At 43.2% G+C, this 23,469-nt stretch carries 23 protein-coding genes and 1 tRNA gene; 8 read left to right on the top strand and 16 right to left on the bottom strand.

Annotated elements, in window-relative coordinates; genetic code table 11:
- Positions 1–63: 63 nt before the first annotated feature.
- The 9 genes from lptB to yfcF all read right to left on the bottom strand — a co-directional run bounded on the left by lptB (position 64) and on the right by yfcF (position 7,317).
- Complete coding sequence (lptB, locus tag E2K74_RS11680) at positions 64–807, bottom strand: LPS export ABC transporter ATP-binding protein (protein ID WP_151203155.1); 744 nt, start codon at positions 805–807, stop codon at positions 64–66.
- A complete protein-coding gene (lptA, locus tag E2K74_RS11675; protein ID WP_151207754.1) occupies positions 807–1,373 on the bottom strand; it encodes a lipopolysaccharide transport periplasmic protein LptA in 567 nt (188 codons plus the stop codon). The genes lptB and lptA overlap by 1 nt, the downstream gene beginning before the upstream one ends.
- Entirely contained in the window at positions 1,357–1,905 is a 549-nt protein-coding gene (gene lptC / locus E2K74_RS11670; protein WP_151207752.1) for an LPS export ABC transporter periplasmic protein LptC, read from the bottom strand. Before lptC ends, lptA begins: the two co-directional genes overlap by 17 nt.
- A gap of 33 nt (positions 1,906–1,938) precedes the next feature.
- Entirely contained in the window at positions 1,939–2,478 is a 540-nt protein-coding gene (locus tag E2K74_RS11665) for a KdsC family phosphatase (protein ID WP_151203158.1), read from the bottom strand.
- Positions 2,479–2,481: 3 nt separating this feature from the next.
- A complete protein-coding gene (locus E2K74_RS11660; protein WP_151207750.1) occupies positions 2,482–3,474 on the bottom strand; it encodes a KpsF/GutQ family sugar-phosphate isomerase in 993 nt (330 codons plus the stop codon).
- A 252-nt stretch (positions 3,475–3,726) separates the two neighbouring features.
- Positions 3,727–3,802, bottom strand: a tRNA-Gly gene (locus E2K74_RS11655).
- 65 nt (positions 3,803–3,867) lie between these two features.
- Positions 3,868–5,289, bottom strand: coding sequence for a cysteine--tRNA ligase (cysS, locus tag E2K74_RS11650; RefSeq protein ID WP_151207748.1), 1,422 nt, complete (start codon positions 5,287–5,289; stop codon positions 3,868–3,870).
- Between the two features lie 190 nt (positions 5,290–5,479).
- A complete protein-coding gene (locus E2K74_RS11645) occupies positions 5,480–6,415 on the bottom strand; it encodes a cation diffusion facilitator family transporter (protein ID WP_151207746.1) in 936 nt (311 codons plus the stop codon).
- A 263-nt stretch (positions 6,416–6,678) separates the two neighbouring features.
- Positions 6,679–7,317 (bottom strand): glutathione transferase, encoded by a 639-nt coding sequence (yfcF, locus tag E2K74_RS11640; protein ID WP_151207744.1) that lies wholly within the window; start codon positions 7,315–7,317, stop codon positions 6,679–6,681.
- A gap of 223 nt (positions 7,318–7,540) precedes the next feature.
- Here yfcF and E2K74_RS11635 point away from each other — a divergent pair, with 223 nt between their 5' ends.
- Entirely contained in the window at positions 7,541–8,275 is a 735-nt protein-coding gene (locus E2K74_RS11635; protein WP_151207742.1) for a glutamine amidotransferase, read from the top strand.
- Positions 8,276–8,709: 434 nt separating this feature from the next.
- Here the strand turns inward: E2K74_RS11635 and E2K74_RS11630 are convergent, their stop codons facing one another.
- From E2K74_RS11630 to E2K74_RS11615, 4 genes are all read right to left on the bottom strand, one after another.
- On the bottom strand, positions 8,710–9,303 hold the full coding sequence (locus E2K74_RS11630) for a YceI family protein (RefSeq protein ID WP_151207740.1): 594 nt from the start codon (positions 9,301–9,303) through the stop codon (positions 8,710–8,712).
- Between the two features lie 127 nt (positions 9,304–9,430).
- Positions 9,431–9,853, bottom strand: coding sequence for a GNAT family N-acetyltransferase (locus tag E2K74_RS11625; RefSeq protein ID WP_151207771.1), 423 nt, complete (start codon positions 9,851–9,853; stop codon positions 9,431–9,433).
- Between the two features lie 244 nt (positions 9,854–10,097).
- The gene (tkt, locus tag E2K74_RS11620; RefSeq protein WP_151207739.1) at positions 10,098–12,086 is read right to left on the bottom strand and encodes a transketolase; all 1,989 of its coding nucleotides are present in this window, start codon (positions 12,084–12,086) and stop codon (positions 10,098–10,100) included.
- Between the two features lie 478 nt (positions 12,087–12,564).
- Positions 12,565–12,948, bottom strand: coding sequence for a pilin (locus E2K74_RS11615; protein ID WP_151207737.1), 384 nt, complete (start codon positions 12,946–12,948; stop codon positions 12,565–12,567).
- Between the two features lie 464 nt (positions 12,949–13,412).
- On the opposite strand from E2K74_RS11615, the gene metK reads away from it, so the two are divergent.
- From metK to E2K74_RS11595, 4 genes are all read left to right on the top strand, one after another.
- Positions 13,413–14,579, top strand: a complete 1,167-nt coding sequence (metK, locus tag E2K74_RS11610; protein ID WP_151203167.1) for a methionine adenosyltransferase — start codon at positions 13,413–13,415, stop codon at positions 14,577–14,579.
- A 329-nt stretch (positions 14,580–14,908) separates the two neighbouring features.
- Positions 14,909–15,244 (top strand): hypothetical protein, encoded by a 336-nt coding sequence (locus E2K74_RS11605; RefSeq protein WP_151207735.1) that lies wholly within the window; start codon positions 14,909–14,911, stop codon positions 15,242–15,244.
- A 118-nt stretch (positions 15,245–15,362) separates the two neighbouring features.
- Positions 15,363–16,064, top strand: coding sequence for a VIT family protein (locus E2K74_RS11600; RefSeq protein ID WP_151203169.1), 702 nt, complete (start codon positions 15,363–15,365; stop codon positions 16,062–16,064).
- A 129-nt stretch (positions 16,065–16,193) separates the two neighbouring features.
- Positions 16,194–17,405, top strand: coding sequence for a YeeE/YedE family protein (locus E2K74_RS11595; protein ID WP_151207769.1), 1,212 nt, complete (start codon positions 16,194–16,196; stop codon positions 17,403–17,405).
- 44 nt (positions 17,406–17,449) lie between these two features.
- On the opposite strand, the gene E2K74_RS11590 is transcribed toward E2K74_RS11595, so the two are convergent.
- The gene (locus E2K74_RS11590) at positions 17,450–17,968 is read right to left on the bottom strand and encodes a hypothetical protein (RefSeq protein WP_151207733.1); all 519 of its coding nucleotides are present in this window, start codon (positions 17,966–17,968) and stop codon (positions 17,450–17,452) included.
- Positions 17,969–18,369: 401 nt separating this feature from the next.
- Between E2K74_RS11590 and E2K74_RS11585 the strand changes: the two genes are divergently transcribed.
- Positions 18,370–19,416 carry an NAD(P)H-dependent flavin oxidoreductase gene (locus E2K74_RS11585; RefSeq protein ID WP_151207731.1) on the top strand — a complete coding sequence of 349 codons (1,047 nt, stop codon included), beginning with the start codon at positions 18,370–18,372 and terminating at the stop codon, positions 19,414–19,416.
- A 68-nt stretch (positions 19,417–19,484) separates the two neighbouring features.
- Here the strand turns inward: E2K74_RS11585 and E2K74_RS11580 are convergent, their stop codons facing one another.
- A complete protein-coding gene (locus tag E2K74_RS11580) occupies positions 19,485–20,162 on the bottom strand; it encodes a hypothetical protein (RefSeq protein ID WP_151207729.1) in 678 nt (225 codons plus the stop codon).
- 247 nt (positions 20,163–20,409) lie between these two features.
- Positions 20,410–21,435 (bottom strand): tRNA dihydrouridine synthase DusB, encoded by a 1,026-nt coding sequence (gene dusB / locus E2K74_RS11575; protein ID WP_151203173.1) that lies wholly within the window; start codon positions 21,433–21,435, stop codon positions 20,410–20,412.
- An 80-nt stretch (positions 21,436–21,515) separates the two neighbouring features.
- Between dusB and E2K74_RS11570 the strand changes: the two genes are divergently transcribed.
- Both E2K74_RS11570 and E2K74_RS11565 read left to right on the top strand, forming a co-directional pair.
- Positions 21,516–22,724 (top strand): DUF1615 domain-containing protein, encoded by a 1,209-nt coding sequence (locus E2K74_RS11570; protein ID WP_151207727.1) that lies wholly within the window; start codon positions 21,516–21,518, stop codon positions 22,722–22,724.
- Positions 22,691–23,356, top strand: a complete 666-nt coding sequence (locus E2K74_RS11565) for an HAD family hydrolase (protein ID WP_151203175.1) — start codon at positions 22,691–22,693, stop codon at positions 23,354–23,356. The genes E2K74_RS11570 and E2K74_RS11565 overlap by 34 nt, the downstream gene beginning before the upstream one ends.
- Positions 23,357–23,469: the final 113 nt, after the last annotated feature.

The raw sequence follows: 23,469 nt of genomic DNA, 5'->3' as shown, positions 1-23,469 counted from the left end.
AAAAAAATTCCCTCATCATTCTAAGCTGATAATGAGGGAATTTTAAAGAAAATAGTAACGGACTTAAACAGTAAAATCATCACCCAAATAAACTTTTCTCACCGTTTCATTGGCCAGAATTTCATTCGGCGTGCCCTCTGCAATGACAGCACCCTCACTGACAATATAAGCATGCTCACAGATCGCCAGAGTTTCACGTACATTATGATCGGTGATCAGCACCCCGATTCCACGTTCTTTCAAGGTCATGATAATATCTTTAATATCACCAACCGAGATTGGATCGACCCCTGCAAAAGGTTCATCCAAGAGCATAAATTTCGGATCAGCAGCCAATGCCCGTGCGATTTCAGCACGACGGCGTTCTCCACCGGAAACACTCATCCCTAATGAATCTTTGATATGGGTAATTTTAAAATCTGCCAGCAATTCCTTGAGGCGCTGCTGACGTTGTTCCTTATTCAAATCCTTACGGGTTTCCAGAATCGCCATAATATTTTCAGCGATAGTCAATTTTCTGAAAATAGAGGCTTCCTGTGGCAAATAGCCAATGCCTTTACGGGCACGTTCATGCATGGCCAGATCAGATAAATCCAGATCATCCAGATGAATTTCACCTTTATCCATGCGCACCAGTCCGACTACCATATAGAAACTGGTGGTTTTTCCGGCACCATTAGGACCCAAAAGCCCTACAATCTGACCACTTTCCATGCTGAAAGAAACATCTTTAACTACCCAGCGTTTGCTATAGTTTTTTGCCAGATGTTTGATGCATAAAGTCTGAACCTGCTGCACTTGCTCCATTAATCACGTGCTCCCGGGAAGGACTGACTCGCAGATGGCGGAATCACAATCTCTACACGACCTGAAGATGAACCGGTTTTGTTCGGTGTACCGATGGCCTCAATATCCCCTTTGTTCATACTGTATTTAAGGATATTACCGCGAATGCTGGCACCATCCTGCTGCAGGTAAGCATTGCCTGACAGGGTAATAATACCGGTTTCAGCATTATAAACAATTTTTTGTGCTTGTCCTTTCGCCAGACCTTTCGCCGCGTCTATTTTTTGCTGGAACCGAGCCGGACTACCTGTTGCAGTAATAACACTGATCTGCTTTTTACTGTTCAGATTGGCCACAATTGAGTTGGCCTGCAACTTCATAGTGCCCTGCTCGATAATGACATTCCCAGAGTAAGTGGTTACCCCAGTACGTTCATTAAAAGTTGCACGGTCTGCCAGCAAGGTAATTGCCTGATTACGGTCAGATGGCAAAGCGAAAGCCGTCACCGAACAGCAGCCAGCTATCGTCACGAGCGCCATGCGCTTCAGGAAAGTGTTCATCATTTTAACTCTAAGAATTTGGTTCATACTTTCCTCGAATATTAAAGAACTCGTATTGACCATCATTAAGATCGGCTTTAAGCCCCTGACTCACAAACTTGGCCTGGGGAGAATCCACCAGAACGGTTTTGTCGGTTTCAATTTCACGTGTTTTCGGAAAACCTGTCAGCTCATCCGTACGAAAGCGAATTCTTCCATTGTCCAGGATTTTGGTCGCGATCACGCCATCCGAAAGTACCACTTTTGTATTGTCATCATAACCATTTCCCACATTGGCAATAAAAGTGGCCTCTACTTTGCCATCTTTATAGGTGGAAGCTAGCAGATTTTTCAGATGCGAACTTCGTTGCTGTAGGTTTTGCTCAAGCTCATCGACTTGTGCACGAACTGACAGCATGCCATTTCCATCAGTTTGGGTTAAGTTAATATCCTTGGCAGAATAAGTCATGCTGCGGGCAGAATCTGTCTGCAGCTTGTTGCCTTTTCCACTGTAATAGTAATAACCACCACTTATTGCGGCAATAATGACAGCCGTAAGGTATAAAAATCTAGTATCCATAAGCGGTGTACTTAATCCAAATCGTATGAATTATTAATAAGGTGCACGCATATATTTTTCAAGTAACTCTTGGTATACGCCTTTAGAGGTCAGCAGCATATCGCAAATTTCACGCACTGCGCCGCGCCCGCCCATGGCCTGAGTCACCAGATCGGCACGACGGCGAACTTCCACATGACCATTCGGTACTGTCACCTTCATGCCAGCAATGGCAAATGCAGACAGGTCTGGCCAGTCATCCCCCATATACAGGCAATCTTCTACCGCAATCTCCAGTTGTGCACAAGCCTCACTCAAAGCCAGACCTTTGTCTTCACGACCCTGATAGACCAGATCGACTCCCAGATCTGACATACGCTTTTCAACGATATTACTTTTACGTCCAGTGATGATAATCACTTTGATACCAGCCTGCTGAACCAGTTTCATCCCCAAGCCATCGCGAATATCAAAAGATTTGATTTCATCGCCTGTATTGGTCAACGTGACAAAACCATCGCTTAAAATACCATCTACATCTAGCACCAATGCTTTAATATGACGTGCCTGCTCTAGTAATACATAAGATGCCATCGATTAATTTACCCCAGCCTGAATCAGGTCATGCATACTGATCACACCAATCACCTTATTGGTCTCATCCACCACTACAAATTGGTTTATTTTACGCTCGTTCATACGTTCCAAGGCTTCGACTGCACGTGCTTCCTGAGAAATCGTCCATGGATTTTGAATCATCACGTCCTGCACCAGAAGATTAACATCAAAACCTTGCTGTTTATCAATCAGGCGGCGCAAGTCACCATCGGTAAAGATTCCGAGCAAACGTTCCTGTTCATCCACAATTGTAGTCAAGCCTAAGCGCTTATCAGAAATTTCATAAAGCACTTTATTCATCGGGGTATCAGGTGCGACCTTCGGCAAATCTTCCCCCGTATGCATCAAATGCTTTACATGCAGCAGCAAGCGTTTACCAAGCGCACCTGCAGGATGTGATCGTGCAAAGTCATCTGAGGTGAACCCGCGAGCATCCAGCAAGGCCACTGCCAGAGCATCCCCCAGTGCCAAGGTGGCAGTCGTTGAAGATGTCGGTGCCAGGCCCAGTGGACAAGCTTCCTGAATATCTCCCAAAGTCAGGGCAACATCAGCATTTTGTGGCATCGGGCCGCGATCATCACCACTAATGGTAATTAAAGGTACACCAAGGTGCTTGATCAAAGGCATCAGCATCATGATTTCATCACTTTTGCCTGAATTAGAAATGGCAATCAGCACATCTCCTTCGACCAGCATTCCTAAGTCACCATGCCCCGCTTCACCTGGATGCATGAAAAAAGACGGCGTACCTGTGGAAGCAAAGGTGGCTGCCATTTTACGGCCAATATGACCAGATTTCCCCATCCCGGTGATGACCAGACGCCCTTTACATCGCAGGATAATTTCACATGCCCGACTAAAACGGCCATCAATCTGCGTAGCTAAAATCTGTAACGCATTTTCTTCAATGCGTAATGTTTCAAGTGCAACCTTCTGGAAATCGAATAAGTTCGCTGTTTTTTCTTGATTCAAAGCCTGTTTACCTACACTAAGGACAGAGAAAAACTTTCGTGAGATACGAATAATTTTCGCAATTTTATCATATCTATGCGAATCGCAGTTTTGAAAATAGTGTGCTTTTAATAAAACTTAAACAGAATGCCTTTAAATTCTTCATTCGCCCCGAATCTAGAGCTGTACAGTTCTCTTTTCCTGATCGGTTTTTTATAGTTTTTTAGCAAGCAATAAAAAACCCCAATCTTTCGATCAGGGTTTTTAAAATTTTGGAGCGGGAAACGAGACTCGAACTCGCGACCCCAACCTTGGCAAGGTTGTGCTCTACCAACTGAGCTATTCCCGCAATATGGAAATGGATTATAGAGAGTTTCTTACAACTGTCAACTCTCCATGCGATCAAGTGTCGAATTAATCAGCACGACGCCATACTGTTCCTTGACGGGTATCTTCCAAAACCACTCCTTGGTCCAGTAAGGACTGACGAATTTCATCAGCACGGGCAAAGTTTTTGTCTTTTTTGGCGTCTTGGCGCTGCTGAATCAGATCTTCGATCTGTTCTTCAGTTAGACCCAAAGCATCCTGCCCAATATCAGATTTTAAAAACTCATCGACATTGTGCTGTACCAGACCCAGAATATTGGTTAGGTGGCTTAAAGTAGCATACAGAATAGCAGCCTGTTCAGCCTTGTCCTCTTTAACCGCGCGATTCAGCTCTTTATTGATTTCAAACAGGACTGCAATTGCCTCTGCCGTATTAAAGTCATCACGCATAGCGGCATTGAAGCGCTCCACCAAGGTTTCATCCAAGTTGTCTACTCGCTTGTCACCATAAACAGCCTGATACGCCTTAAATGAATGATAGAAACGTGACAACGCAGTTTTAGCTTCCTTCAGTGCCACATCAGAGAAGTTCACCGGACTGCGGTAGTGTGAAGACACAATGAAATAGCGAATCACTTCCGGATGAAACTTTTCCATGACATCACGAATGGTAAAGAAGTTACCCAGCGACTTCGACATTTTTTCGCCATCGACATTGATAAAGCCCACATGCATCCAGTAATTCACATACTGTTCACCTGTGGAGGCTTCTGATTGCGCAATTTCATTTTCATGATGCGGGAACATCAGGTCCGAACCACCGCCATGAATATCAAAGTGGTTACCCAGGCAGCAGGTCGACATGGCAGAGCATTCAATATGCCAGCCCGGACGGCCATTGCCCCACGGAGAGGCCCAGGCCGGCTCATTCTCCTTGGCATGTTTCCAGAGCACAAAGTCAAAAGGATGTTTTTTTTCAACTTCGACATCTACACGTTCCGAAGCACCTGCCTGCATGTCGTCCAGTTTACGCCCCGAAAGACGGCCATATTTTTCAAACTTTTCTACCTGAAAATATACATCACCATTTGCTGCCGGATAGGCGGTTCCCTTCTCAACCAGATTGCCAATCATGCTTTGCATCTGGTCGATGTATTCCGTAGCACGAGGCGCCTCATCTGGTTCCAAGCACCCCAAGTTGGCTGCATCTTCATTCATGGCTTGAATAAAGCGATCTGTCAGTGCCGTGATGCTTTCGCCATTTTCATTAGCACGCTTGATAATCTTGTCATCAATATCGGTGATGTTACGTACATATTTTACGTTCCAGCCCTGACTACGCAGGAAACGAATAATATAGTCGAATGCAACCATGACCCGAGCATGTCCAATATGACAGTAATCATAAACTGTCATACCACACACATACATGTCGATATGCCCTGCTTTGCGTGGAACAAATTCAACTTTTTTACGTTGCTCTGAGTTATATAGAACAAATGGTTGCATAGGTCTTCTAAAGTACGTTTACAAATGATCACTCATCTTAACCTAAGCATTATTTTTCACAAAGTTTTAAGAATCATTTTTATAGCTTCCTTGAAAACAATTTCTACATGAAATTAGAGCCTCAACCCCGTCTTTCTAGTTGCTAAATGAAAATGAATAAAATAATGGCTTTGCAATAACCATCTACTGATCAATGTGAATGGTTTTCCTGCCCTTTGTGTGGCTCATGTTGATGCTGTTCTGGTAGACAATGCTCATCTTCAATTTGCAGGGTCATTTCGGTAATATGATGCGCATGCTTCAACATCTCAAATGCCTGCTGATGCAGTTTTTTATAATCAACCTCTGGCGCAACCAGATGAACCGTTAACATGACTTTCTTAGAAGTAATGGCCCAGACTTTTAACTGGTGAATCTCTTTCACGCCTTCCAGTGACAACAGATCATTACGCAGCTTTTCAATATCAATTTCATCTGGCACACCTTCCAGCAGGATATTGATACTTTGTTTCAGCAAAACCCAGGTGCGTGGCATCACCCAAAAGCCAATCAGGACGGCAATCAGCGTATCAACCCACATCCATCCGCTAAAATAGATCATGATGGCCCCGATAATGACGCCGACTGAGCCTATCGCATCACTTAGCACTTCCAGATAGGCCCCTTTAACATTTAAGCTTTCCTGACTACTAGAAACCAGAATTTTCATTGAAATCAGATTGATGATCAGGCCAAGTACCGCAACGGCCAACATGCCCACACTTTGAATTTCAGGAGGATGACTAAAACGCTGATAGGCTTCAAACAGGATATAAATCGCCACCACAAAAAGCATGAGCGCATTAAACAGAGCAGCCAGAATTTCAAATCGCTGATAACCAAATGTACGTTTATCATCTGCCGGTTTTTGGCCAATTTTAATCGCCGCCAGTGCAATGGCCAGTGCAGCTGCATCAGTAAACATATGGGCAGCATCAGAGAGCAATGCCAGACTTTGGGTCATGAAACCTGCTATGACCTCTACAATCAAAAAGGTCGTGGTCAGAAGCAATGCCAAGGACAGTTTTTTAGCATTTTTAGCACTGACTTCTACATGACTGTGATCATGTTGATGTGAGCCTCCCATACAATGCTCCTTCTATTTTCAATATTACCTTTGATTTTAAGCTGTTTTTTCGCTGCTTATTTTCAATACTACGTTGGAACTACTGATATTTAAACTCTTTTTTGTATAGTCTGGTTCATCTAAAAATACATAGATCACATAATTGGGATAAAACTCCCATCAGGAATATTTATCCTCGGTCACTTAAATCTCCACCTAAATTTTTACAGTCTGCCTATAACAGCCATATCTATCTGCATAACCCAGCCTTAATAAAAAATAGCTTAGGCACCTAACTTTGCATTTTCCTGAATCCAGGACTGAACCGAACTACGCTGGAAATTACGTTGGATATACGCCTGAATTTTTTCAGGCAGTTCAACCTGATAACTAAGTAAGCGGTATAGCATAAAGGCCAGATCAAAGTCGGCAATGGACCAGTGTTCAGTTAACCAAAGCTCCTCTCCTAATACAGTGTCTGTGACTGCCAATAAACGCTGAATATCCTGCATGGCCTCGGCTGAAAAAATGGCAGGTACTTGAGGTGGTACAAAAATTGAATCTGAAGGCATTGCCTGCCGGATTGAGATAAAGTCAGTTTTTACCAAGGCCTGAACTGCGCGGCACTTTGCTCTGGCTTTAATTTCATTAGGATAAAGTTCGGGATACTCCGGGAATGGAAAGGTATTTTCCAAATACTCCGTAATGGCCCAGGATTCAAATAAATGGAAATCATTAACCACCAAACAGGGAATTTTGCCAGTTGGACAAATTCTGCGATAAGCCAGAGAGTGTTGTTCCTGCTGATCCAGATCAATCACTTTTTCCTGAAAATGAAGTCCTTTTTCTGTCAAAGCCACATACACTGACATGGCATAAGGGCTGATACGTTTTTTATCAATATAAAGGCAGATGTTTGGCATTTTTCTTCTTGAACTCTTTTTCTCTATTATCGTTACTCTACCGATTTTCCCGCTAAAAAGGAAAATACGGCGGCACCATGATACTAAGCTGTTTTCATGTTTAATATCAGGCTAGCTTGAGCACAGAAGCTCTTTCTAGCACACCCAGCCTTTGAGTTAAAAAGACTTCTATTTTTATGCAAAATGACGTTAAATCAATATTTCCTTTTTCAATCTCACCATTATGCTGAACCTGGACCATTTACCCGATACTGTATATGCAATTCAACATCTGGCTTTTGAGGATTTAGGTGCCTGGGAGGATGTCTTTTATCAATTGGGACTACGGGTACGCTATTTTGAAGCGGGTGTAGATGACTTGCGTCAAGCGTATGAGCACTCAGGTCTGACTGTTATTTTAGGTGGCCCGATTGGGGTTTATGACACAGAAGACTATCCTTTCTTACATCAGGAAATAGACTTACTTAAAGTTCGTTTGAAAAAGAATCTCCCTACTTTAGGTATCTGTCTAGGTGCTCAATTGATTGCTCATGCACTCGGCGCTCGAGTCTATGCAGGACCGTATAAAGAAATCGGCTGGTCTCAACTCAGCCTTTCCTGTATTGAAAACAATCCTTTAGAAAATTTAAAAAATATTAATGTACTGCACTGGCATGGTGACAGCTTTGATTTACCTGAACAGGCAATATTGCTGGCTAGCTCCAAATATTACCCAAATCAAGCCTTTCGTGTGGGTTCAAATATTCTGGCGCTACAATTTCATGCTGAAGTGGCCAGTGACAGTCAGGAAAAATGGCTGATTGGCCATAGCTCTGAGTTGCGTCAGGCAAAGATTAATATTCCTGAATTACGAACTGCCAGTCTACAGTTTGCTCCTACACTTGAAGCAACTTCACACACTGTATTAAGCAAATTTCTGGCGCAATTAAATATGGCCTCCAGGCCAGCGGCATTTTAGACCTAAACTTGACTCTTACCTGTAGAAATTTTAGTTGAGGTCAAGTTTAAAGCTCCCCTTCCCAGACCAGAAAGCAAGATTGTAATCCTCCTACCATCAACTTTCATACTTGAAACTGTGTCTTCAAGGCTTTTGCACCAATATGGCGCCCCCAAAGCCCTGATTGACTTCAACAGTATTTTTCTTGGGTAATTCGCCCTCCAGCAACTTAGCCGAACAATCTTCTCTTTTGGCTCAGGTCTTTGTAGAGAGCTTATTCTGGTTTATAACTGTAGCCATTATTTTTTCGATACTAAAAATGAATCTTTATGATCAAAAATTTGTTCAATAGATTGATAGAAAGGGAGAGTTTTTATTAACTACAGCTGCCTGATTCAGCAACAAAAAAAGCACTCCAGAAGAGTGCTTTTTGATAAGTTTATAACTCTACAAACTTATTTTTTGGCTGGCTGAGCGGGAATGCTTGCTTCAGTGGTAATCTGTACCGTCACTTTATCACCGACATTAGGTGTATAAGCCCCTACACCAAATGCTGAACGATCAAAAGAAGTCGTCGCATTAAAACCAATTGCAGGCACTTTAGCCATTGGGTGTTCAGCCTGTTTATTCAATACTGCATCCAGTACCACTGGCTTGGTAATTCCCTTAATGGTTAAATCACCGGTAATCTTGAAGTTCTTTTTATCCTTCGTTTCTACTTTGGTACTTTTAAATGTAATGTTTGGGTATTTAGCCGCATCAAAGAAATCAGCCTTCAGTATATGCTCATCCAGTGCTTTTACGTTGGTATTAATACTCGACACTGGAATGGTAACATTGACCGATGACTTTTCTGGCTTCGCATTATCAACCACGATTTTACCCTGAATATCAGAGAAATTGGCTGATGGTGTAGAGAAACCAAAATGGCTCCAGCTAAATACTGTCGCTGTATGTGTCGGGTCAATCGTATAGGTCAATGGTTTTGCAAAACCAAAAGTTGCAACGGATGCAACAGCTAACCCTAAAGTTAATGTTTTCAAATTCATGCGGTTATCTCTCATCTGAATAAGCTTCAGTTTATAGAATATTAAAATGATTACATCCCTAAAGATAAAACGTTTTGTTGCAACCATGAAACAATGAAATTGTAAATTCTCATGTAAAGCTAGGCATTTAGGTCATACGATATTGGATAAATCCGGTTTTTTTGGCCACTTTGTCATACAGGACTTGTGCCTGACGATTACTTTCCTGCGTTAGCCAATAGACCCGATCACAATTACGCTGTTGTGCCACCTGATATACATGCTCAATCAGTTTGCGCGCCACACCCTGTCCCCGATAATCCGGATGAGTAAATAGATCCTGCACATAAGCATAAGGCCGCATGGTCCAGCTACTTTCATGCTCAACCACATGCACCACCCCTACGACCTTTTGATCAATGAGTGCAGCAAAACCGTACATATTGTCCTGTTCAGGGCTGGTCAGTTTTGACCAAGTATTAGAACTCACCTCTTCTGATATTCCGGTTTGATAAAACTTTTGATAGCCTTTCCACAATACAAGCCATTCTTGTTGTGGAATTTTCATCATGTCTTTAATAGTAATTTCTGCCACGCTTAAAACAGCCCTGTAGGTTTCTATATTATTAAAAAATAATGGAATATTCTTAGTGTTTAAGTTTATACCATAATAAACACCGTTCTTTTAAAATAATATTGATGACGATCTCTGAGGATTTGAATCAACACCTCTATAAAACAAGTTGAACTATATTTTTGTTTATCAACAAAAAACGCCCCGAATCCGGAGCGTTTTTCTACAGCTTATTTAAAGCTTAAGCAGTGATTTCTTTTACCGCCGCAACCACAGCTTCAGTGGTGATACCAAAGTACTGGAATAAATCTTTTGCAGGTGCAGATTCACCATATGTGGTCATGCCAATTACGCGACCATCAAGACCTACAAATTTCCACCAGTAATCTACATGCGCCGCTTCAACTGCAACACGTGCACGGATATGGGCCGGCAAGACTGCTTCGCGATAAGCCGCTTCCTGCTTCATGAATTCTTCTGCACACGGCATAGAGACGACACGCACACCTTCTAGCTGAGTATAAGCTTCCATCGCCAGGCTTACTTCAGAACCTGTTGCAATGATGATCGCTTTTAACTCGCCTTTTTCTTCAGCCAGTACATAACCGCCTTTTGCCACGTCAGCAATTTGAGCATCTGTACGGTTCTGGAATGGCAGGTTTTGACGAGAGAAGATCAACGCCGTCGGACCTTCAGCACGCATCAAAGCAGATTTCCAGGAAATCGCTGCTTCAACCGTGTCACATGGACGCCATGTATTCAGGTTTGGTGTACCACGTAAAGACGCAATTTGCTCGATTGGCTGATGCGTAGGACCATCTTCACCCAGACCGATTGAGTCATGCGTATAGACATGGATCACACGCTGTTTCATCAGAGCAGACATACGCACCGCATTACGTGCATATTCCATAAACATCAGGAAGGTTGCTACATAAGGAATGAAACCGCCATGCAGTGCCACACCATTGGCAATTGCAGTCATACCAAACTCACGTACGCCATAGTGTACGTAGTTACCTGCCGGATTGTCCTGTACGCCTTGTGCACCTTTCCATAGAGTCAGGTTAGAGCCCGCTAGGTCAGCCGAACCACCAAGAACCTCCGGTAAAGAAGGGACCAGCGCTTGCAGGGTGTTTTGACTGGCTTTACGTGTTGCAATGGTTTCGGCTTTGGCATTTACATCTGCAATATAGGCATCTGCTTTAGCGACGAAGTCAGCTGGTAGTTCACCAGATAAACGACGTTTAAGTTCAGCGGCTTCAGTTGGGTATTTTGCTGCATAAGCGGCAAAAGTTTCATTCCAGGCTGCTTCTGATTCAGCACCTTTGGCTTTCGCATCCCAAGCTGCATACACATCTTCAGGAATCACAAATGCTTCGTCAGTCCAGCCTAGCGCTTCACGAGTCAACACAATTTCGTCATGACCGAGTGGTGCACCATGACTGTCTTCTTTACCCTGTTTGTTTGGTGAACCCAAACCAATCACGGTTTTACAGATAATAATGGTTGGTTTGTTCGCTTCTGCTTTTGCTTCAACAGTTGCCTGACGGATCGCATCTGCATCGTGACCATCAACTTTTAGTACTTGCCAGCCATAAGCCAGGAAGCGCTGTTCTGTATCGTCAGAGAACCAGCCTTCTACTTCGCCATCAATCGAGATGCCATTGTCATCGTAGTAAGCAATCAGCTTACCTAGACCCAAAGTACCTGCCAATGAACAGACTTCATGTGAAACGCCTTCCATTAAGCAGCCATCGCCCAGGAAGCAGTAAGTGTAGTGATCGACAACCTTGATGTCGTCTTTGTTGAATTGTGCTGCTAAGGTTTTTTCTGCCAGCGCAAAACCAACAGCATTGGCAATACCTTGACCCAATGGACCAGTGGTCGTTTCAATCCCGGGCGCATAGCCCAGCTCAGGGTGACCCGGAGTTTTCGAATGAAGCTGACGGAATGCTTTCAGATCTTCAATTGAAAGATCATAGCCCGTTAAATGAAGAAGTGCGTATTGAAGCATAGAACCATGACCATTCGACAATACAAAACGGTCACGGTTAGCCCAATTCGGGTTAGCTGGGTTATGGTTCAGGAATTCGCGCCAGACCACATCAGCGATGTCTGCCATCCCCATTGGAGCACCTGGATGTCCTGAGTTTGCTTTTTGCACAGCATCCATTGCCAATACACGAATTGCGTTTGCAATACGACGTTCATTAAGCGGGGTTGTCATAAATCAGAGTCCAAAATAATTCAGAAATAGGAAATGATGAAAAGACTTTCAAAACTGTGTTCTATTGTCTTAAAAAAACAGCGAGGGGTAAAGACTCCCCTACAATATTTATCAATTTATTGATCTTGTATTTTTTTATCGGGTGAATATTCTGCATTTTTTAGAGAAAAGCCTTTCATTCCAGACCATCAAATCCTGACAACCGTTCAAAAATAAAGTTTTCAAATCACTTCCACATATTTTAAATCTGTCGCCTAGAAAGAGCTTTTAAGAAAAAAATGATCTTTCTGTTCAGTAAAATATCTGATTTTAACCAGAGTAAGGCATGTGCTGTTTTTGTGCTATTTTTTAGATTTAAAATGTCAATCTAAGGTATATTTTAAACACCCCTTATCTAGTTTTTTTTATAGTTAAGTACGTCCATATATAAGTCTTGACATAAATGTCGCTAAAGTGAACTTTGGCCCAAGCCAGATATTTATTGTCCAATACAATCTTTAGGTAAATAGCGTTGACTGATATTGCTGGAAAAGCAGTTACCACTATAGACCTCAAAAGCAATCGATTTTCCGCGAATGGCAGCATTGATTCCATCCTGACGTAATTGAAATTCAATCCGGCAAGCAGCATTAATCACAACTTTTTCAATATACCGGCTTCCATTTCCAATCTGGCGCCCCGCATCACAATGCTCATTTGAGGCAATAAACTGGGTTCGATAAGCACCTGACAACTGAAATACTTCGGCCAACTGGGTCCGAACAATATAGCCCTGATAGCTCATCACGGCTACAGTAGTCAGAATAACAACCATCGTGAGCACCATCATCATTTCAATCAAACTAAAAGCCTTTTGGTACATCTCTTGCTCTCCCCATAGCATCCTAAACAAGTCATATAAAAAAAGTTGGCTACCCCGACTGGCGACTAGTGAAGAATTGGAGCTAATATGCAGAATAAACTAACCCTGCCACAAGACAGCTTATCGAACATGATGAAGGCGCTGATTTTTTATTAATATAACAATCACTTTCTTAGTATTTATCCGGTATGAAGGTGATTATTTTTCTGGACTGCCTGTTTCTAAAATTTATTCAAAAATATCACCAGTTAATTTTATTATTCTGCTGAATAGAGTCAGTATTTTTTATACTGGATTGCTGAAGGAGAGCAAATCAAACTGCCATATCAGTTTTTTTAATTCCAATAATCAAATAAAAACACAATAATTTGAAACATTTTTAGACAATTTTGTCGTCTTATGCTAGTTCTAAAACGCAAGTCGATGTAACATACCGGGTCTTTAAAATTAACTGTGATAGGACTATGCGCGAGTACGCTGTATTTACTTCGGAATCTGTAAGCGAAGGCCATCCAGATAAAATGGCTGACCAAATCAGTGATGCTATTTTGGATGCAATCTTAAAAGAAGACCCATATGCACGGGTTGCTTGTGAAACGCTTGTAAAAACGGGTGCGGTGATACTTGCTGGTGAAATCACAACAACTGCCAATATCGATTTTGAAGCAGTTGTACGCCATACCGTAAACGGTATTGGTTATCACCACTCTGATCTGGGTTTTGATGGCTCAACGTGTGCAGTCATTAACATGATTGGTAAACAGTCTCCTGAAATTGCTCAGGGTGTAGACCGCCAGAAACCGGAAGATCAAGGTGCCGGCGACCAGGGCCTCATGTTTGGTTATGCCAGCCGTGAAACTGATGTGTTAATGCCAGCGCCAATTTCTTACGCACATCGTCTAATGGAAAAACAGGCAGAATTGCGTCGTAGTGGTGCGCTGCCATGGTTACGCCCGGATGCAAAAAGCCAGGTGACTTTTGCCTATGAAAATGGTGTACCTGTGCGTCTGGATGCAGTGGTACTGTCTACCCAGCACGATCCAGAAATTACACAATCAAACTTAAAAGAAGCTGTAATTGAAGAAATTGTAAAAAAAATCATTCCAGCTGATATGTTCCATGCGGATACCAAGTTCCATATCAACCCGACCGGCATGTTTGTAATCGGTGGTCCGGTGGGTGACTGCGGTTTGACTGGCCGTAAAATCATTGTAGATACTTATGGTGGTATGGCGCGTCATGGTGGTGGCGCTTTCTCGGGTAAAGATCCATCCAAAGTTGACCGTTCTGCAGCTTATGCTGGCCGTTATGTTGCTAAAAATATTGTAGCTGCCGGTCTTGCAGATAAATGTGAAATCCAGGTGTCTTATGCAATTGGTGTTGCGGAGCCAACTTCGATTTCTATCAATACCTTTAACACTGCCAAAGTGTCAGAAGAATTGATCATTGCGCTGGTACGTGAGCACTTTGACTTACGCCCATATGGCATTACTCATATGTTAAACCTGATCCAGCCGATGTATAAGCAAACTGCTGCTTATGGTCACTTTGGCCGGGAAGGTTCTGATACTGCATTTACCTGGGAAAAAACCGACAAGGTCGAAGCACTGAAAGCCTCTGCCGGTCTTTAATTCTCCAGACCCGAAAAGCCCGTATAATTACGGGCTTTTTTTATTGCTGATTTTATATTTCATACAGAGTGGGTAGATGTAGCACCCTCCTATACGTCATCATTCAACCTATTGTGCCTATTTTTCTCCTGCTTTATTTTTTACTCCCCCGAATGTTTAAAAACAGGCCGCTCAAAATCCTTGACTCACTACAAATGCAGTAAAAAACGTTATAAGCCTTTATAAAAGTTACATTTGCTCAACAAATTATGATCTTTTCTGTAGCACAAAACCCTACCAACAGTCGTTAAACTGAATGCCATTCATACAACAACAAAGGATATTATTTGATGAATAAGTTACTTATTGCTTTAGGTCTGGTGGCAACTGTATCTCTTGTAGGCTGTGCGAAAGAAGACACCCCTGAAACAGGTGCGACCACAGGTGAACATCTGGAAAATGCAGCGACCCAAGCTGGTCATGATATGGAAGATGCAAGTCATGAAGCTGCTGTAGAAACTGAAAGAGCCATGGATAATGCTGCCGAAAATACAGCACAGGCAGCTGATGAGGCAGCAGCTGCTGCATCTCGTGCCGCGGATGCTACGGCTGAAGCAGCTAAAAATGCGACTGCTGCTGCAGTTGAAGAAGGCGCAGGTAATGTGCGTGAAAAAGCTGAAAACTAAGATCAGTTATTATGTTAAAAAGCCTGCATTTTGCAGGCTTTTTTATCGTGATTTTTATTGAATTTTTTTAAAAAACAATGCATTGTATCCAAGTTCCGACTAGTTAGAGCTTATACCTATGATTCATTCCCAGCATCATGAAAAACATTATATTAGCCGCACGGGCTGGTTAAGAGCGAGCGTATTGGGTGCAAATGACGGTATTATTTCAGTCACCAGTCTGATTATGGGAATGGCAGCTAGCGGTGCGTCTACGCAGACACTTCTGATTACCTGTATTGCGGGACTGATTTCAGGTGCTTCCTCCATGGCGGCCGGAGAGTATATTTCTGTTAAATCCCAACAAGATATTGAAACAGCCGACCTGCATATGGAACATCGTGAATTACTTAAAAATCCGGCAGCAGAGCTTGGGGAGCTTAGCCAGATTTATATTCAACGGGGCTTAACACCCGAACTTGCCCGGGAGGTTGCATTGCAGCTGACTCAACATAATGCCTTGCAAGCTCATGCACGTGATGAAATCGGGATTATGGAACATACGACAGCCAGACCTATACAGGCAGCCGCATCATCGGCACTGGCTTTCTCTCTGGGTGCCTTACTCCCCACCTTCTCGATTTTGCTCAGCCCGGCACAATGGGTTGAGTCTGTGGTGGGTTTTGTAGGCCTGTTTTCTCTAGCTTTATTAGGCGCACTCGCCAGTTACTTTTCTGGCACATCCATGCTGAAAGGCAGCTTAAGGGTACTCCTGTGGGGAGTAGCAGCGATGTTATTTTCCAGTTGGATCGGTTCGCTGTTTAATCTCAACACGATATAAATCAGCTAACCCAATAAATCATATCAATTATAAGACTGAGCAACTGCTCTTTAAATGACTGAACTGATCTCAGTTGAGGGGAGAAGTCGCGTAGAATATAGCGGTTTAATCTCTAAAGCTTTATCTCCCATGTCAGTTATTGCTGCATCCTCCCAGCGATCGAATCTTTCGGTCTGGGTGGCTTTTATCTTGCTTATTGTCGGTACGATTGGTGCCTATCAAGTCGTCGGTCTTAACCAGGCTTTGCTTTTTCTCATCGGCGGCGCACTGGGAATGACCCTGTATCACGCCTCCTTTGGTTTTACTTCAAGCTGGCGCGTCTTTATTAAAGAGCGCCGTGGCCGCGGCCTGCGTGCACAGATGATTATGCTGGGCTTGGCAGTTCTCTTGTTTTTCCCTGCATTGGGAGCTGGTGAACTGTTTGGTAATCCGGTTAAAGGCAACATCAATCCGATCTCGATGTCCGTGATGATTGGTGCATTTATTTTCGGTATTGGCATGCAGCTCGGCGGTGGTTGTGCTTCAGGTACACTCTATACTGTCGGTAGTGGCAGTGCACGTATGCTGGTTACGCTATTTTTCTTCTGCACAGGCTCATTGATTGCCACTTCACATCTGGACTGGTGGTTTAACCTGCCTCATTTGGCACCGATTTCCGTGGTAGAAAGTTTTGGGGTGATCCCCGCACTTGTTTTAAGCTTTATCATTTTCGGCCTGATTGCTACTGCAACAGTGTATTTTGAAAAGAAACGCCATGGCAGTCTGGAAGCGGAACCTGTCAGCGAACATCAAGGCTGGAAACGTTTTCTGCGCGGGCCTTGGCCTTTAATATGGGGGGGTATTATTTTAACCCTGCTCAACTTTGCCACGCTTGCTTTGGCAGGTCGTCCATGGGGAGTCACCTCTGCTCTTGCTGTTTGGGCAGCAAAAGTCGCCAGTCTTGCAGGAATAGAGGTTAGTGCCTGGGATTACTGGCAGCAACCGGGCAATGCCAAAGCTTTGGCTCAATCGCTCTGGTTTGATATTACCTCGATGATGAACTTTGGTATTATGCTGGGTGCCTTGCTGGCAGCTAGTCTGGCAGGTAAATTTGCGCCGAATTTTAAGATCCCACGCCGCTCCCTGCTGGCTGCTGTGCTCGGTGGATTACTTCTGGGTTATGGTGCGCGATTGGCTTATGGTTGCAATATCGGTGCTTATTTTAGCGGGATCGCCTCTGGCAGTGTCCATGGCTGGTTATGGCTGGTCTTTGCCTTTCTGGGCAATATCATTGGTGTTAAATTCCGTCCGATTTTCTTCCCCGGTGAAAAGCCGAAAACTGAAAAATTAACAGGCTGCTAAACCCTAAAGCCCATCTACTAAAGATGGGCTTTTGTATTCAGCGCCTAAACTGATAAAGCTGCTTTTAAATTACAACCATAATTCATGGTCTGCTGAACCTGACGATAGGTGGTATAACGATCCAGAATAAAACTGTAGAACTGATCAGAATCAGAGAAGTTCTTTTTCAGTTCTTCCTCTTTGGCATTCGGCAATTGAATAGCATGGACCAGATCCAGATTATAGTGGCCCAAACGATACATTTCGGCAAAGTAAGCATTCATCATATCGCAATAAGCCAGCTTGCTGGATTTCAATGCTGTCCGGCTCACCGGATGCTGATTCAAGGTTTGCAGATTATTGACATCCAGTGGAAGCTGGTGAGAAAAAGCTATGCTTTCTACTTTTTTAAACTGCTGGAAATCCTGCGCCAGCTGGGCATTGAGCGTATTAAAGCGTTGTTGCAGCTCTGCAGCAGTTTTCACCTGATATTGCACCGGATTAACCCTATCTTCAGGTTGCTGCTCTGCCGTACAAGCGGTTAATCCCACCACAAGGGCCAATGACATTAGCCTTGCCTTCATAATGACCTTCTCAGTTTCATGCTAGATAAGCCTATTATGGCAGACCCCTATTAGGTTTAAAGTATTTTTCTCACTCATCTCGCCACCAATAGGGTTTGGACAGATTAACTATACAGCTTCATATTCTTAGATGCCTGAAGATTTGACCATTTCAGCTCAAGTTTGCAGTTTCTTATGGACATCATCAGACATGAATTTAGGCCACACTTGGGTAAAAGTTGATGATAACTACTTTGTTTATTGCACTTGGAAATAGACTCTCTTTTTCATAAGCTTTCATGCTGAGCAGAATGTAATCAGCCTGTTACTAAAGAGCTTATATTTCATAATAAAATAACCAATATTATTTGCTTAATTCTGTTGCCAGAGGCAAAGTAATAAAAATAACAAGGAGCAAATCTATGTCTTTATTAGAGAAACTGGGAATACGACATCCTATTTTTTTAGCACCTATGGCTGGGGTTTCAACGCCTGAACTTGCTGCTGAAGTGTCTAACCAGGGAGGCTTGGGTTCACTGGGTCTCGGAGCCAGCAGTGTTGAGTCTGCTCGTGCACAGATTTTAAAGACTCAAGAGCTGACAGATTGCCCTTTTCAGGTCAATTTTTTCTGCCATGATACTGAAGAACTCGATGACAGCATTGCCCAAGCATGGATTGCGCAGTTTGAAGATAAATTTGCAGAATACGGCGCCAATGCTCCTACCCAGCTCAAATGTATCTATCCCAGCTTTAAAGACAATGATGATTTTCTGAATTTGGTTCTGGACACCAAGCCCAGTGCGGTAAGTTTTCATTTCGGGATTCCGCATCCACACCAGATTCAGGCCTTAAAAGAAGCTGGGATTGTAACTATGGTATCGGCCACCAACTTTGCCGAAGCCAAAGCAATTGAAGCTGCAGGAATTGATATTATTATTGCTCAAGGCATTGAAGCGGGAGGACATCGTGGAATTTTTTGCACAAAATTTGATGCCTCTGTCAAAACCTCTAATTTAGTCAAACTGATCAAACAGCACTTTTCTCTGCCTGTTGTTGCAGCGGGCGGTATTATGGATGGCCAGCAGGCACGCCAAATGATGGAACTGGGTGCAGAGGCCGTTCAGCTTGGCACTGCCTTTGTACAATGCAAGTCCTCGAATGCCAGTGATGCTTATCGCAGAGCTTTATTGTCTAAGCCGCTTACTCAGGTAAGTGCCAGCATTTCTGGTCGTCCTGCTCGCGGGATTATCAACCACTGGCATATTGAAGTAGATACTCCTGAGCGCCTGGATGTACCGGCCTATCCTTATACCTATGATCTGGCCAAGCAGCTATACGCAGCAGCTGCCCAACATGGCGATCACGGTTATGGGGCTTTCTGGGCAGGTTCAAATGTGGCACAGATCCGTGAAATAGAAGCCTCAGATCTGGTGAATCAGCTAGTTCTGGAAATGAGACATAGTTCATAATACAGTAGAATTTAAAAAAGCCTCTTATAAAAAGAGGCTTTTTTATTTACAGAATGTACACATGCTATTTAACGCGTCATACGATCCCAGGCATCCTTAACTGCGAACTTGGCTTCTTCCCAGTTTAAACGGGTATTGCCTTTGACCTGTTCCCACTTCGTACGCAGTTCCGGTTCAGCATGAGAAAATTCAGTCTGGCGATCATAGCGTGAACGGTTCTCATATCCGACCTGATAGGCACCCCGATAATCACGGTCATAGTCCAAGTCGCTATACATATTACGGGTTTCACTATAATAGGGGCGATTATGGTACTCATCTCTCCAGTAGTTATCTTCCTGAATTAGATCACTTGGCTGCTGATAGTTATCCGCCTCTCGCAAATTTTCGGGATGCTGGTAATTATCTGCCTGATTTGGATGATCGGGTGTTGCGATATCATTACCTGCAATACCGCCTACAATACCCCCTACTATACCGCCAACGACTGCACCAGGAGGACCACCCACAGCACCAAATGCGGCACCTACAGCAGCTCCACCTAAAGTACCGGCACCAGTAGCCACCAGATGATCTTCACCTTCATTCATATCTGGAACACGATGACTCTCTTTAGGAGGTGTATTTAAATCTGGACGTGCGCTTGCATCTGTAGCATCAATATCTAAGGCTTCACTGCGTTCTTCTGGTAATTCTGTTGAAGTTTTATGGCTGAATTCTGTCACTGGACGATTAGTATTAGTCATTATGAATCTCCCTTGATCATGAGAATGAACAAGACTGAAACTACATCTTGCCATGCTAGAGACCCATCTTAGAGAAGGTTCACGTAAACAGTGTCCAAGTCCTGTCCAGTTTAGGTGAATATAATATGCAGCTATGTTTAAGTCAGAATAAAATGTAACGGGAACACTTAAAAGCTTCGACTCAAGATAAAAAAGGTACTGTTTTCACTACAGCACCTTTCCTTAATTCATTAGCGATTAATCTGATTTATTTGGTTTCCAGCAGGTTAACTTGATCGACCTGCACATCACTCATAATCTGACCATACTCAAGTAAACGATCAAAATAATCTTCCACTACTTTATATTGATCAGCAGTGTTCTCCACCTGATACATACTTTGCCGGAATTCATTGCTCGAATGCAGCCCCTTGGTGTACCAGGCAATATGTTTACGCGAAATACGGCAACCGGAGTATTCACCATAGAATTCATAAAGTTCAGACAAGTGCCCAAGCAAAACCTGTTTAACTTCATGAATACTTGGCGCAGCCAGATATTCTCCGGTTTTCAGATAATGATCAATTTCACGAAAAATCCAAGGTCTACCTTGAGCAGCCCGGCCGATCATAATGGCATCGGCACCCGTATAGTCGAGCACATATTTGGCTTTTTCAGGACTGTCGATATCACCATTGGCAATCACAGGAATAGTCAATATTTCTTTCACATTTTTAATAAGCGAATACCGTGCCGTATTCAGGTACATATCTTCCCGGGTACGGCCATGCAAGGCCAATGCTGCAATACCTGCTTCTTCAGCACGCTTGGCGACACGTAGAATATTTTCCTGGCCATTCAGAAAGCCCAGACGGGTTTTGAGCGTCACAGGCACATCTACGGCCGCGGCCACAGTGTCCAGAATTCGGGCCACCAAGTCTTCATCTTGCAGCAAGGCAGAGCCTGCCAGTTTATTGCAGACTTTTTTGGCTGGACAACCCATATTGATATCAACTATTTGCGCCCCATTGGCGACCTGATAGCGTGCAGCTTCTGCCAGATCCTGCGGGTCCGAACCTGCAATCTGTGCTGAAATGGGTGCCAGCTCACCATCAAAATTTGCACGATACAAACTCTTTTTACTCATGCGCAGGGTTTTATCCGAGGTCATCATTTCACTGACGGCATGGCCTGCACCAAAGTACTTGCATAAAGTCCTGAAGGGACGGTCAGTTACGCCCGCCATCGGGGCAACAATCAAATTATTTGACAGTTGATATGGACCAATATACATATAAAATCATCACTTTTTTGATGAGCATAGTATACTGCATCTGCTTTGTTCACTCATCTTTTCAATTGATTTACAGCATCATGAACAAAAAACCTGCTCTTTCTTTTTCTATTAAGTCCCTGTCTTTGCTTACACTATCTGTAGGTTTGCTGGGCTGCGGTAATGGTTCCTGGTGGTCTAAAGATCATGAACCCACCCTTGAGGTTGAACATATTCGTAAAGCCATTCCAGCCCGGGTCAATGACCGCGAGTCTTGGGCCAAGGATATTTATGACATTACCGAGCAGCTCGGCATTCCTCAAACCAAAGAGAATATCTGTACTATTGTAGCTGTGGTAGATCAGGAATCTAACTTTGTTGCCGATCCTGTGGTTCTAGGTTTGGGCGAAAAAGCCGTGAAGGAAGTGCAGGATCGCCTAGAAGAAAAATTCAAGGATAAACTGGGCGAATCGATTGGTGGAACAGTGGCGGGTTATTTTCAGGATGTACTAAGAAACCATCCGGATCCAAAAGATAATTATCTAAGTCAAATGCGCCGGGTGAAAACCGAACGTGAACTTGATGAACTGTATCGTGAAATTTTTGACTACATGGCCAAGCATTATCGTGTCAGTGCCTTGACGGGTGCCGCCAAACTGTTCGGTCAAAATATTGGTGAGAAGTTGAATCCGATCACCACCTTGGGTTCCATGCAGGTTCATATTAGTTATGCCAAAGAATATAAGCGTCAGGGAGGAAATATTGCAGCGTTGCGCAGCGACTTATACACCCAATACGGCGGCTTATATTATGGTATTCATCGGCTGATGATGTATCCGACAAACTATGACAAACCGATTTACCGTTTTGCAGATTATAATTCAGGTAAATATTCTAGTCGAAATGCAGCCTTCCAGAAGATGCTCAATAGCCTGACCGAGACTAAGCTCAGCCTAGATGGGGATTTATTACTTTATAATAAAGATGGTGGCATACGTGCACAGAAGAGCCAGTCAGAACGTGAGCTCATCCATGTTTTCGCAAAAAATAATTTTGTTATTACTGAACGCCAGATTCGGGCCGACTTAAAGAAAGAAAAAGAAGAAAGCTTTGAAAACACCATGACCTATCGAGGCGTCAGTAAACTTTACCAAGAGAAAACAGGTAAAACCCCATTTTATGCCATAATGCCGGAAGTGGTAATTTCTGGTCCGAAGCTCAGCCGGGATTATAATACCAACTGGTTTGCCACTCGTGTCGATGGTCGATATCAAACATGCATACGCAAAGTCAAAAATCTCAAACTCTAGCCTTATTCGATTTTGATGGCACCCTGTATCCTGATGACAGTTTTACCGGGTTCATCTTCCATGCATTGTCGAAAAGGCATATTCTGAAACGCGGTATTCGTATTTTGCCGTGGATTCAGGCCTATTATCTCAAGCTCTATCCTGCTCATGCGATGCGCCCTAAAATTTATGCCAGCATGTTCAAAAATAGTAATGCTATCGATATTCAGCAATTGGCTCAGGATTATGCCGAACAGCTAGTTTTTAAATTAAATCCCAAGTTGTTCGAGCAATTGAGAATGCATCAACGGCTCGGCCATCAGGTGGTTCTGGTGTCAGCCTCCATAGATCTATACTTGAAGCCGATTTGTGACTATCTGAAAATCGACCTGATTTGTAGCGAAACTGACATTCAAAATGACTATTTAACAGGCATGTACCGTACTGCGGACTGTAGTAAAGAACAAAAGAAAATCAGGGTAATGAAAAAATATCCCCTTGAAAACTTTACTGAAATTTATGCTTATGGAAATAGTGAAGAAGATGAAGAAATGCTAAGTTTGGCAGATTATGCTTATATGGAAGGACAAGATCAAAATCTTCCGGTACTACAGCCGCATAATCCTGAATCTATCCTTCGTTTGAATTATTAAGCGCTTAACCGAGCATTAAAAGCACAACCCCTCATTCTTTTAATCCTACCTGTCTCAGGATTTTTCAATCCGAGTCTCTTTCCTAAAAGGGGATTCTATTTTGTGGTGATCTG

It is taken from the genome of Acinetobacter sp. RF15B, from assembly GCF_007558235.1.
GTDB lineage: Bacteria > Pseudomonadota > Gammaproteobacteria > Pseudomonadales > Moraxellaceae > Acinetobacter > Acinetobacter lwoffii_C.
This window is presented reverse-complemented; position numbering and strand designations above follow the sequence as displayed.